The organism is Streptomyces sp. NBC_00249, from assembly GCF_026342355.1.
GTDB lineage: Bacteria > Actinomycetota > Actinomycetes > Streptomycetales > Streptomycetaceae > Streptomyces.
This window is the reverse complement of the sequence record NZ_JAPEMV010000010.1, coordinates 24,655-37,002: the sequence shown is the minus strand read 5'-3', so window position 1 is coordinate 37,002 and position 12,348 is coordinate 24,655. Positions and strand designations below refer to the sequence as shown.

At 72.5% G+C, this 12,348-nt stretch carries 8 protein-coding genes; 3 read left to right on the top strand and 5 right to left on the bottom strand.

Translation table 11 applies throughout. The annotated features are described in order from the left end of the window. Positions 1-167 precede the first annotated feature (167 nt). Entirely contained in the window at positions 168-1,658 is a 1,491-nt protein-coding gene (locus OOK31_RS34010) for a glycosyltransferase family 39 protein (RefSeq protein WP_267091264.1), read from the top strand. 3 nt (positions 1,659-1,661) lie between these two features. Here OOK31_RS34010 and OOK31_RS34005 read toward each other — a convergent pair whose 3' ends face one another. After that, complete coding sequence (locus tag OOK31_RS34005) at positions 1,662-3,026, bottom strand: LCP family protein (RefSeq protein ID WP_323188293.1); 1,365 nt, start codon at positions 3,024-3,026, stop codon at positions 1,662-1,664. Positions 3,027-3,350: 324 nt separating this feature from the next. Between OOK31_RS34005 and OOK31_RS34000 the strand changes: the two genes are divergently transcribed. Then, positions 3,351-4,376 carry a glycosyltransferase family 2 protein gene (locus OOK31_RS34000; RefSeq protein WP_267091262.1) on the top strand — a complete coding sequence of 342 codons (1,026 nt, stop codon included), beginning with the start codon at positions 3,351-3,353 and terminating at the stop codon, positions 4,374-4,376. A gap of 72 nt (positions 4,377-4,448) precedes the next feature. Here OOK31_RS34000 and OOK31_RS33995 read toward each other — a convergent pair whose 3' ends face one another. The 4 genes from OOK31_RS33995 to OOK31_RS33980 form a co-directional block, all read right to left on the bottom strand. Then, positions 4,449-6,023: an LCP family protein gene (locus OOK31_RS33995; RefSeq protein WP_267091544.1), complete on the bottom strand. Its 1,575-nt coding sequence runs from the start codon at positions 6,021-6,023 to the stop codon at positions 4,449-4,451. Positions 6,024-6,296: 273 nt separating this feature from the next. Beyond that, a complete protein-coding gene (locus OOK31_RS33990; protein WP_267091261.1) occupies positions 6,297-8,048 on the bottom strand; it encodes an LCP family protein in 1,752 nt (583 codons plus the stop codon). Positions 8,049-8,270: 222 nt separating this feature from the next. After that, entirely contained in the window at positions 8,271-9,509 is a 1,239-nt protein-coding gene (locus OOK31_RS33985) for an LCP family protein (RefSeq protein ID WP_267091260.1), read from the bottom strand. Between the two features lie 144 nt (positions 9,510-9,653). Then, complete coding sequence (locus tag OOK31_RS33980) at positions 9,654-10,400, bottom strand: TIGR03089 family protein (protein WP_267091259.1); 747 nt, start codon at positions 10,398-10,400, stop codon at positions 9,654-9,656. A gap of 140 nt (positions 10,401-10,540) precedes the next feature. Between OOK31_RS33980 and OOK31_RS33975 the strand changes: the two genes are divergently transcribed. Continuing rightward, complete coding sequence (locus tag OOK31_RS33975) at positions 10,541-11,938, top strand: peptidoglycan recognition protein (RefSeq protein ID WP_267091258.1); 1,398 nt, start codon at positions 10,541-10,543, stop codon at positions 11,936-11,938. Positions 11,939-12,348 lie beyond the last annotated feature (410 nt).

Here is a 12,348-nt window from a genome sequence, read left to right as displayed (position 1 = left end):
CGCCGGCGGCCCGGGCGCTCGGGCAGGCCCTGGGGCCCTGCCATATCCGGGCTTTACCGGGCCCCCGTAGACTGGTCAGTCGACGTCCGTCGGTGTCCGTCCGGCGGACGGCTCCGCCCGAGCGACGGCCTGCCCCACGAGACCGGCTCTGCCGCGGAGACCCCCTGATGCCCACTGCCACCCAGACCCCGTCCGCCGTCGCGCCCGCCCGCGCGGCCGGACGCCGGGTCCCCGGCCCCGACTGGCTGTGGGCGGCGCTGCTGACCCTCGCGGTCACCACCTTCCGCGCCGGCACCCCGCAGCTGTGGCGCGACGAGCTCGCCAGCTGGAACGCCGCCTCCCGCGGCACCGGCGACCTGATCGCGATGCTGGGGCACGTCGACGCCGTCTCCGGCCTCTACTACCTGCTGCTGCACGGCTGGGTCGCCGTCTTCGGGGACTCCGCCGCGATGCTCCGGCTGCCGTCGGCGCTCGCCATGGCCGGGACCGCCGCGCTCACCGTCGTGATCGCCCGCCGGCTCTTCGACCGCCGTACGGCCGTCTTCGCCGGGCTGCTGTTCGCGCTGCTGCCCGCCGTCACCCGGTACGGCACCGAAGCCCGCTCGTACGCCTTCGTGATGCTCGCGGTCACCGCCGCGACCTGGCTGCTGCTGCGGGCCCTGGACCGGCCGCGCCCGGCGCGCTGGGCCGCATACGCCCTGCTCGTCGCGGTCTCCGGGCTGCTGCACATGGTGGCCCTGCTGTTCCTGCTGCCGCACGCCCTGATCGCGGCGATGCGGTGGTGGCGGGACCGGCGCGGGCGCACCGCGGTCTCCTTCGCGGTGGCGGTGGCCGTCGGGCTGCTGCCGGTGGTGCCGCTGGTGCTGCTGGGGCGCAGCCAGGTCGGCCGGCAGATCTCCTGGATCCGGACCCCGCGGATGCGCGACATCGCCGGGCTCTGGGACAACCTCTTCGGCTCCCCGCTGGTCGCCCTCGGCATCGCCGCGCTGGCGCTGCTGCCGCTCGCCTGGAGCCGGGGCCGGCGGCCCGCCGTGGAACTGCTGCTGTGCGGTGCGGTCCCGATCGTTGCCGTGTACCTCGTCTCGCAGGGCAGCACCTCGTACTTCATCGACCGCTACGTGCTCTTCACCCTGCCCGCCTGGGCGGTGCTGGCCGCCGCCGGGGCCGCCGCGCTGAAGCCGCGCCCCGCCGGGGCGGCGGCGCTGGCCGCGCTGATCCTGCTCGGCCTCCCCGACCAGCGCCAGCTCCGTACCGAGCGGGCGAAGGAGACCGCGGACGGCCGGGCCGCCGCGAAGATCATCGCCGAGGGCTACCGGCCCGGGGACGGTTTCGTACCGCTGCGCGGCGGCGAGGAGCGGGTGTACATGACCGACTTCCAGGTCGAGTACTACCTGCCCGACCGGGTCCGGCCGCGCGACGTCTTCGCCGAGCGTTCGGCGGTCGCCAGCGACGACCTCTTCCCGGTGGAGTGCGCCCGGCCCGAGCAGTGCCTCGGCGACACCCGCCGGATCTGGCTCGTCACCCGCGACACCGCGAAGAAGGACCCGTACGGCAAGCTCCCGGCCGACCAGACCGCGGCGCTGAAGAGCCACTACAAGATCGCCGAGGCCCGGCACGTCCGCGGCCTGTACGTCACCCTGCTGGAGCGGACGTCCTAGGGCCTAGCTGCCGCCCCCGCACACCACCTGGTCGCCGGTGACCACGGTGGTCTCGCCCCCCTGGTACGGGTCCTCCGCCCGGACCGGGACGACCTTCTTGTAGTCCGCGCCCGCGATCACCAGCACCGTGCGGCCCTGCTTGGCGACCGCCCGCAGCTCGCTGCCGGGCAGCGCCGCCGACACCGTACGGGCCGAGCGGTCCCAGCGCGGGTCGTACGCGATCACCGTGCGCCGGACCTCGCGGCTGGCGCCGTTGCCGGGGGCCCGGGTGGTGTCGAAGCCGGTGGCGCGCAGGGCCTCGTCCACCCGGCCGCCGAGGCCGTCGATCCGGGTGCCGTTCTCCACCTGGACCCGGATCTGCTGCGGCGGCACGTCGACGGGGACGGCGGCGGGCCGGTTCGCGGGCCGGCCGGGCCGGACGGGGGCCAGCGGCCGGTCGTGGCGCAGGGACTCGAAGAGCTTGGCGGCCTTCGGCTCGTCCCACTTCACCGTCGAACCGATGCCCTTGACCGGGTACGAGGCGTCGCCGACCGGCACCGAGGCGAACTCGGACGAGGAGGGCGTGAAGTCCCGCATGGCCTGCCCCAGGGCGAGCATCTGCTCCGAGCCGAAGTCCTTGTCGGCCCGCACCGAGCCCAGCAGGGTCGAGCTGACCTCCTTGAACTTCACCGGGTTCAGCAGCACCCCGCCCCCGGTGGCCTGCTTGATCAGGGCGGCGATGAACCGCTGCTGGCGCTGCATCCGGCCCAGGTCGGAGGCCCCGTCCACGTGCCGGGAGCGGACGTACTGGAGGGCCTGGCCGCCGGTCAGCCGGTGGGTGCCGGGCAGCAGGTCGAGGCCGGTGTAGCTGTCGCGCATGGTCTTGGCGGTGCAGATCTCCACGCCGCCCATCGCGTCGACCGTCTTCATGAAGCTGGTGAAATCGACCTCCAGGTAGTGGTCGATCTTCACCCGCGTCATGTTCTCGACGGTGCGCACGGTCAGGTTCGGCCCGCCCTCGGCGTAGGCGGCGTTGAGTTTCACGGGGTGCGCCTTGTGGGCCTTGCCGGTCACCAGGTCCTGGTGGGCCGGGACCTCGGCGTAGCTGTCCCGGGGCAGGCTGACCACGCTCGCCCGCTCCTTGTCGGCGGACAGGTGCACCAGCATGATCGTGTCGGTGCAGCGGCAGGGGGCGCCGCCGAGCCGGTACTCGCGCTTCTCCTCCGGGGTGATCTTGTCCCGGCCGTCGGTGCCTACGAGGAGGAAGTTCACCCCGTGCCCGGCCTGCGGGCGGTTCTTCATGTCCTTGAACGGGTCCACCCGCTCGATCCCGGTGTCCAGTCCGGTCATCACGGCGTGGCCGACGGCGCCCGAGCCCAGCACCACCACCGACAGCCCGGTGGCGAGCCGGACCCCCCACCGGGGCCGCTCGCCCCGGCGCCGGGCCGGACTGCCGCCGGCGCGCGCACGCCGCGGCCGGGCCGGGCTGGCGGATCGGACGGGACGGTGCGGCTGGGGCACGGGTGACACCTCCGCAAGGGACGGCACGGGGTTCGGACGGCAAGCGGTTTCGGTGGATCTGCGGATTCTTCAGGACATTCGTCAGAACAGTAGGCCCATACGATCAGCGTCTGTCCGTACCGCTCGTCCGCCGCGCACCCGTTTCCCCCGTACGCGGTAACGTGACACCGATACCCGACCGTGAAGGACGACATGCCCGCCCAGCAGCCCGCAGTCTCGGTGATCATGCCGGTGCTCAACGAGGAGCGCCATCTGCGTGACTCCGTCCGGCACATCCTCGGACAGGAGTACGCAGGCGAGATGGAGGTGGTGATCGCACTCGGGCCGTCCACGGACCGCACCGACGAGATCGCCGCCGAACTCGTACGCGAAGACCCTCGGGTCCACACCGTCCCGAACCCCACCGGCCGTACCCCCGCCGCGCTCAACGCCGCGATCAAGGCCTCGCGCCACCCGATCGTCGTCCGCGTCGACGGCCACGGCATGCTCTCCCCGAACTACATCGCCACCGCCGTCCGCCTCCTGGAGGAGACCGGCGCGCAGAACGTCGGCGGCATCATGCACGCCGAGGGCGAGAACGCCTGGGAGGACGCCGTCGCCGCCGCGATGACCTCGAAGATCGGCGTCGGCAACGCGGCCTTCCACACCGGCGGCCAGGCCGGCCCCGCCGAGACCGTCTACCTCGGCGTCTTCCGCCGCGAGGCCCTGGAACAGCAGGGCGGCTACAACGAGGAGTTCATCCGCGCCCAGGACTGGGAGCTGAACTTCCGCATCCGTGAGGCCGGCGGGCTCATCTGGTTCTCGCCCGAGCTGAAGGTGCAGTACCGCCCGCGGCCCTCCGTACGGGCCCTGGCCAAGCAGTACAAGGACTACGGGCGCTGGCGGCACGTGGTGGCCCGCTACCACGCCGGCTCCATCAACCTGCGCTACCTGGCCCCGCCGACCGCCGTCTGCGCCATCGCGGCCGGACTGGTCGCGGGCGTGACCGTGACCCCCTGGGCCCTCGCCGTCCCGGCCGGCTACCTCGCGGCGATCACCGCCGGGTCCGTCCCGGCGGGCAAGGGGCTCTCGCTGAAGGCCCGCGCGCAGATCCCGGTGGCCCTCGCCACCATGCACATGTGCTGGGGCTTCGGCTTCCTCACCAGCCCGCGCGCCCTCGCCGCCAAGGTCATCGCCAGCCGCCGCCCGTCGGTGCGCCGGGACCCGTCGGAGGTCTGAGACAGCAGACGAGAAGGGGTGACCCGGTCCTTCCCGGACCGGGTCACCCCTTTCGTGTGCCGTGCGTACCCGTCACCAGCGGTACGGCTTGTAGACCTCCATGCACGCCCCGCTGTCCGAGCCGTTGATCGCGTCCGCCGTGTCCGGCACCGCCCCGGCCTGCGGCGGCGCCTGCTGCGGGTAGGCGGTCCCCTCGCGCCAGTCCGCGCCGATCACCAGGGTGACCTTGGAGATCCCGGCCGCCGGCACCACCGCGCTCGCCGGGATGCCCATCGCCGCCGCGACGCTCTGCGCCTCGTCGGCCAGGTCGGCGGTCGGGTAGCGCACCACGGTGGTCTTCTCCGGGGTCAGGGCGCTGTCTGCCCTGGCCGAGGTGAAGCCCTTGGCGACCAGCGCCTCGGCGATCGCGTTCGCGCGGCCGGGGGCCAGCGGCTGGCCCGCCGCGGTGCCGTTGACCACGTGCACCGCGACCTTGTCGGGAGCGGTGGGCGGCGTCTTCGACGGCTCCGGGGAGGGCGTCGCGGGCTGCTGGGAGCTGGCGCCCGGCTGCGGGGCGCTCGTACCCGGCTGCGGGCTGCCCGTGCCCGGGGTGGGCGTGGGCGTGGCCGCCGCGGGGCTCTCCGGGGTGGTCGGGGCGCCGTTCTTGTCGAAGGCCACGTCCTTGCGGACCATCGCCCACAGCTTGTCGGCGTCCGCCGTGTTGACGACGAGCCGGTCCTCGTCCCGCGGGTCCTGGAACGTCGGCATCGTCGTCATGGTGATGCGGTTCGTCGGGATGTCCTTGAGCTGCATCGCCAGGTTGAACAGCTTCTTGACCGACCCGATCTCCTCGGAGACCTCCAGCGCCTTGGTGCCCGCCTCGGCCAGCGCGGTGATCCGGCCGACGTCGGTGAAGGCGTTCTGGCCCTTGAGCTCGCGCATCATCGAGTTCATGTACATGTGCTGGGCCTGCGCCCGGCCCAGGTCACTGCTGAAGGCGTGCCGCGTACGCAGCCACTGGAGCGCCTGCTCGCCCTTGACCTTCGTGGTGCCGGCCGTGAGCTTGAGGCCCGAGCCGCCGCCGGAGGTCGCCAGCGGCCGGTCCCAGACGTTGTCCTTCACGCAGACGGGTACCCCGCCGATCGCGTCGGCCATCTGCACCACACCGGAGAAGTCGATCATCATCCAGTGGTCGATGTAGACGTTGGTCAGCTTCTCCCAGGTGGCCAGGGTGCAGCCGGGTCCCCCGCGCCCGAGGGACTCGTTGATCATCGCGTGGGTCTTCTTGTACTTCTTCCCGGTCTTCGGGTCCGTGCACTCGGGTATGTCCACCCGGGTGTCACGCGGGATGCTCACCACGGAGGCGTTCTCCCGGTCCGCCGAGACGTGCACCATCATCTGCACGTCCGCGAGCGGCGGAGCCCCGACACTGTCGTGGCTGCCGCCGAGCTCCAGGTTCTCCGGCTTGTTGCGGCTGTCGGAGCCGAGCAGCAGGATGTTCAGCGGGCGCTGGCCCTTGGCGTTGGCGTGGGTCTTCTCCACACCGCTGTCCCCGCTGAGGCGCTGGCCGCTGCGGATGTTCCCGTCGAGGTGCCGGTAGTAGAGGTACCCGGCCGCCGAGGTCCCCAGGATCAGGAACGCCAGCACCGACGACACCCAGAGCAGCACCCGCCGCCGGCGCCGCCGCACGGGTATCCCGCCGCCGCCGGCCGGGCGGGCGGAGCCCGAACCCGACCGGGGTGGGGGCACCACGCCGGAAGCGCCCTCGCCGCCGTCGGATATGCCGTCGGCGGCCTGGTCGGGCGCCCCCTCCCCCCGCACGCTGCTGTGCTTCACACGTACCCCCCTCAAGATCACTACTGGTCGGTATTGTGCCGGGCCCACCGGCTACCGCCCGTCATCGGCGGTCGGTCGGTGCGAGGCGCCGTAACCGTCGGCCGGTCACTTCGCGCAGACCGCCTTGTCGGCCTCGACCCGCTGGAGCCCGTCGGGCGCCTGCTGCGGGGCCTCCGGCGCGCCGAGCGGCGCTCCCGGCTCCTTGAAGTCGGAGCCCAGCGTCAGCTTCATCGGGGTCTTCGGCCCCGCGTCCACCGCGCCCATCTTCATGGCCGTCGCCGACAGCCCCATCATCTCCGCCAGCGCCCGGGCCTGGTCGGCCTGGTTGGGCGCGTATTCCAGCTGGGTGGCCGCCAGGCGCGTGGAGGCGTTGCCGTGGTTGCTCGCCTTGTAGACGCCCTTGCTGTTCTGCAGCCAGGTCAGGGTGGTGGACGCCGAACCGGGAGGACCGCCGCCGTTGTACACGTCCACCCGGACGTCACCGGCGGCCGAGCGGTTCCCCTGGAGCAGCGCGTCCTGCCGGCTCTTCGCGTCGGCCTCCGCCGCTTCCTTCGCGGCGTGCTCCTTCTTCTCGACCTCCGTCAGCGAGACGTCCCCGCGGATCATCCCCAGCAGCGGATCGGCCTGGGCGGAGTTGACGACCACGGTCGCCTTGCGGTTCGACGGCTCGTTCGGGTTGTCGAGCACGGGCAGCGTCGTGAAGGTGACGTTCTTGAGGTTCATGTCCTTCAGCTCACCGGCGAGATCGGTGAGTTTACCGATGGACCCCAGCCCCTGGTCCACGGTCAGCGACTTGGTGGCCGCCTCCGCCAGCGAGAAGAACTTCTTCGGACTGGTCAGCGTCTCCTTGGACTTCATCTCGCGCATCATCGAACTCAGGAACTGCTGCTGGGTCTTGATGCGGTCCAGGTCGCTCTCGTTGCCGAAGGCGTGCCGGGTCCGTACGAAGGCCAGTGCCTGCTCGCCCTGGAGGCGGTGCTCGCCGGCCTTCAGGTCCAGCTTGGAATCCCGGTCCTTGACGTCCTTCTCCACGCACACGGGCACCCCGCCGACCGCCGTGCTCAGGCTCTTCACCGCGTTGAAGTCGACCATCATGAAGTTGTCGACCTCGATGCCGGTCAGGGCCTTGACCGTACGCATCGTGCAGCCCGGGTCACGCCCCTCCTGGCCCAGGCTGTTGTTGAAGCGGGTCCCCTTCGTGCCGGGGATCTCCTTCACCGAACCGTTCGACTGCTTCGTGGGGCAGGCCGGGATGTCGGTGATCAGGTCGCGGGGGATGGACAGCGCGGTGGCGTTGCTGCGGTCCTTGGACACGTGGAAGAGGATCGTGGTGTCGGCGTGGCCGACGCTCTCGGCGTCCCCGTAGCCCTCGTTGCCCTTGCCGCTGCGCTTGTCGGTGCCGATCACCAGGATGTTGATCGGCTGGTCCTTCTTGAAGCTGCCCGAACCGGTGCCGGTGTCGATGACCTTCAGGTTGCCGTTCAGGTGCTCGTAGTACAGGTACGAGCCCAGCCCGCCGCCGACCAGCAGGAACGCCAGGGTGCCGCCCGTGGCGGCCAGGACCTTGCGGCGCCGGTCGGACCGGCCGCCACGGCTCTCGCCGGCCTTGCGGGAGCGGCCGCCGCGACGGCCGCCGGGCAGCCCGTCGCCCCGGCGGGGCTTCGGTACGGCGGGTGACGCCGGAGTGGGCGCCGGGGGAGCGGAGGGCCTTCTGCGGGCTCTGCGGGGGGCGGCGACGGAATGCTGCTGCGCAGCGGAATGGCCCAGTCGCAGTTCGTAGTTGCCGGTGCGGGGATTGAGGACCCACTGGTCTGCGGGGTCGATCTCGTCCGCCCGCCCACGGCTTTGCGCATCCACGGTTGCTCGAATCCTCCGTCGGTGCTTCGCGACGCGCCTCCCCCCAGGCACGCGGTCAACGATCCGGCTGCTGGTGCACGGCCTCTTCGCAGCCGGTGCACCGGATCGCTCACCTTATCCGGCCTGGTCAGCTGCAAACCATGCTGGTGACAAAATCCACTCCCCGTATAACGGGCCAAAGCGCCCAAGCGGAGCGGTTGCGTCACGGGCTTTTGGATTGCTTTACCGGCAATCGGCCGCGCCCGCCGTCGTCCCGGTGAACGTGGGGACGGGCGTCGGGGTGGCGGCCGTTCCGCTTTTCTCCCGCACAGGCCCCTCGGAGCCCGCCCCGGTGGCGCCGCCGGCCGCCCCGTCGCGGGCCGTGACCTGGGGATCCGGCTCGGGCTCCGGCTCCGGCGGGGTGATCGTCAACGGCCGGTCCATCCGCAGCTGCTGGAACAGCCGGGCCGCGTCCGGCTCCACCAGCTCGTCCCGGTTCGGGTCGGCGGCGTACGGGCGCCGGGGCACCGTCAGGAACTTGACCTGGTCGGTAGGTATGTCCCGGACGCCCCGTACGAGTTCGTAGAGGCCGCGCAGCGAGGCCAGCCCCGGGTCCGTGGTCACCGAGGAGGTCGCCGCGTCCAGCAGCGGGTACAGCCGCGCCGGGTTCAGCAGCACCCCGTTGCTCTGCACCTTCTTCACGAGGGAGCCGAGGAACTGCTGCTGGCGCTCCATGCGTTCGGTGTCACTGCCGTTGCCCAGGCTGTGCCGGGCCCGGACGAAGCCCAGCGCCTGCTCGCCCCGGAGCACCTGGCGGCCCGCCGGGAGCCTCAGGTGCGCCTCGGCGTCGTCCACCGGCCGCCGCAGGCACACCTCCACCCCGCCGACCGCGTCCACCATCTTCTTGAACCCCGCGAAGTCCACCACCATGTGGTGGTCGATTCGGACCCCGGTGAGGTGCTCGACCGTACGGATCGTGCAGGCGGCCCCGCCCCACTGGAAGGCCCAGTTGAACTGCGCGAAGCGCTCGCCCGTGCGGGAGCCGTCCGAGGTGAGGCAGCTCGGTACCGCCGTCATCAGGTCCCGGGGTATCGACACGGCCGTGGCGCTGCGGCGGTCCGCCGGCAGGTGCAGCAGGATCGTGGTGTCCGAGCGCTGGGTGCCGCCGTCCTGCCCGTAGCCGGAGTTCTCGGTGCCCGAGCGCGAGTCGGAGCCGATCAGCAGGATGTTCTGGGCGCCGGCGGCGAAGTTCGCCGGCCGTTCACGTTCGTAGTGGCGCAGCTCGGCCTCGGCGGAAGTGTCCGCGTGGATGTTCGCGTCGAGCTTCGCGTACAGCCACCAGCCGGCCGCCGCGCCCGCCAGGACCAGCAGGACGGCCCCGAGGCCGATCCAGCGCAGCAGCCGGCGCCTGCGGCCCCGCGGAGGCTTCCGATCGCCTCCGGCCGCTTCGGCACCGCCCGGTATGCCCGCGCTGTCCGTCACTCGCGTTCCGTCCCCTCACCGAACCGGAAACCGGCCGTACGGGTGAGTGCGGCCAGGACCGATCCTGCCCCCGGGTGACACCGGCGGCCCGGGGGCAGGGCCCTGTACAGGGCCATGCGGGTGACAAATCGCCCGGTGTCGCCGTTAGACGGTGTGGGTGACGCGCTCGCTCTCCACCCGCTGGGCCAGCGCCTCGGCGGACAGCCGGTCCAGGTTCCGGCACAGCACCACGGAACCGCCGCCGGCCAGCGCGGCGAACAGCCCGGCCGACAGCCCCTCCCAGGTGTCGTAGCCCAGCCCCGACAGCACCCGGGCACCCGCGCCGCCGTACTTCGCGGCGTCCTCGCCCGCCCGCCGCACGAGGGCCGCGTACGAGAGCTCCTCGCCGCCGACCACCAGGCCCGGGCCGTCCGCGTCGACCGGGGCGAAGGGGGCGAACCGGTCGCCCTGCCCCGGCACCTCCACGGCGTAGTCCGCGAAACCGGCGGGCGGCTGCGGGAAGCGCCCGCCCAGCGGGCGCAGCGCCAGCGCGACCCGCTCACCGGAGCAGGCACGGGCCTCCTCCAGGGTGTCCGGCCCGCTCACCACCAGGTCCGCCCCGGCCGGATCCCCGCCGACCTCGGCGACCACCCCGACGGAGGCGCAGGCGAGCAGCCACACGGCGCTCTGCCAGTGCGCGGGCAGCAGCAGAGCGAGCCGGTCGCCCGGCTCGGCGCCCAGGTCGCCCTGGAGCAGATTGGCGGTCTTGGCCACCCAATTGGCGAAGGTGGCGACGGACAATTCGACGCGCTCGCCCGTGGCGTCGTCGTAGAAGGTGACGAGGGGGCGGCCCGGATCGGCGGCGAGCGCGGATCGCAGCAGGTCGGCAGGGGTGCGGTCAGTGGCGTTCACCCGGCCCAGCGTACGCGGGCCCGTCCCCCGTACGGGCGGTACGGGCTCGCCCGTGCGGCGGAAGGGGTACGCGTGCATTGTCGGACGGATCGTCAGTTCTCCGATGGCGGTTCGTGGTGGCTGTGTTCAGCATCGCTTCCATGCGTGGATTCCTTGCTTCCTCGATCGGCGTCGCGACGGCAGCCGCACTGGCCCTGCCGCTCGCGCTCCCCACCCCTGCCCTGGCCGAGGCCGCCCCTGTGACCCCCGCCGGCACCACCCAGTCCCTGCCGCTGGGACCCCTCGGGCCGTCGGCCGGCCGGATCCCCGGAGTCCCCGGCATGAGCGCCTCGCCGGGCCTGCCCGAGACGCGGGGCCTGGCCGCGCGGGACGTCCAGACGTTCTCGCTGGTCGGCGTCGTCTGGGACGACGCGAGCACCCCGCTGCTCGGCCACGTCCAGGTCCGCACCCGCCACGCGGGCACCGAGAACTGGTCCGACTGGCAGGACGTCGAGACCCACAACAGCGAACACGCCGCCGACCCCGACGCGGCGGAACGCGGCTCGGGGCGGGTGCGCGGCGCGACCGCCCCGCTGTGGGTGGGCGCGTCCGACGGCGTCGAGGTACGGGTCCAGGCCGAGACCGGCGGCGGTACGAACACGCGGGCCGCGTCACGGCTTCCGTCGGGGATGCGGATCGAGCTCGTCGACCCGGGGGCGGCGGCGCCGGTGGCGGTGCTCGACGGCAAGAACGCCGGGCCGGGCGGGGACGACAAGGGTGACGCGGCCGTCGGTCTGCCCGCGATGACCATGGAGGCGGCGGAATCCTCCGCGGCCAACGTGCCGCACGCCTCGCTGGGGGCGGTGGAGATCACCGCCCTGAACAAGGAGGACTCCACCGCCGACGCGGTCCTCGCCGCCGACGGCGAACTCGAAGCGGCCGCCCGCCCCTACATCGGGCCGCGCCCGCGGATCATCACCCGACGGGGGTGGGGCGCGGACGAGTCCCTGCGCGAGTCGGGCTTCGTCTACACGAACACCGTCAAGGCGGCGTTCGTCCACCACACGGCCTCCGGCAACAACTACGCCTGCAAGGACGCCCCGGCGGTGCTGCGCAGCCTGTACCGCTACCACGTGGTCAGCGAGGGCTGGCGGGACATCGGCTACAACTTCGCCGTCGACCGCTGCGGGACGGTGTACGAGGGGCGCGCGGGCGGAGTCGCCAAGCCGGTGCTCGGCGCGCACACCATGGGCTTCAACACCGACAGCATGGGCGTGGCGGTGATCGGCTCGTTCGCGTCGACCGCCCCGCCGAAGGAGGCGGTCGACGCGGTGGCCCGCCTCACGGCGTGGAAGCTCGGCCTCTTCGGGATGGACCCGCGGGCGAAGACCACCCTGAAGTCGGGCGGCGGCAACCTGTACGCCAAGGGCCGCAACATCAAGATGAACGTCATCTCGGGCCACCGCGACGGCTTCGCCACGGAATGCCCGGGCCGCCTCCTCTACAACCAACTCCCCCCGACCCGCACGACCTCAGCAAAACTCCAGGGCCGCCCGTAGCCCTGGCCGGGCGGGGGTCGGGTGGGGGCGGGGTCGGGGACGGGGTGGGGTGCCGTCCGGGATAGGCATGATTTATGGCGCCCCTTCCGGAGCTGCCGTTGGTGACGGGGTACCGCGCGCCAACAAATCACGTTTTACATCCCGGACGACACCCCACCCCGTCCCCGACCCCTCGGGTCGAATTCAGCCTCGCCGGCGTTTGAGGCGCGGGGTCTGGGGCGGAGCCCCAGGTCTGTGAGCCGCACCGGCCACCTTCAGCCTCGCCGGCGTTTGAGGCGTGGGGGTCTGGGGCGGAGCCCCAGGTCTTGGAGCCGCGCCGGCTCTGAGGCGGGAACGGTGGAAGGGTGGGTAGGGGACGGCTCCGCGCAGCGGGGCATCCGGTACCGCCCGGCCAGGGCAGGGGCAGCGGG

Coding starts and splice junctions, on each gene's coding strand:
- OOK31_RS34010 (WP_267091264.1), top strand. CDS start 168: ATGCCCACTGCCACCCAGACCCCGTCCGCCGTCGCGCCCGCCCGCGCG.
- OOK31_RS34000 (WP_267091262.1), top strand. CDS start 3,351: ATGCCCGCCCAGCAGCCCGCAGTCTCGGTGATCATGCCGGTGCTCAAC.
- OOK31_RS33975 (WP_267091258.1), top strand. CDS start 10,541: ATGCGTGGATTCCTTGCTTCCTCGATCGGCGTCGCGACGGCAGCCGCA.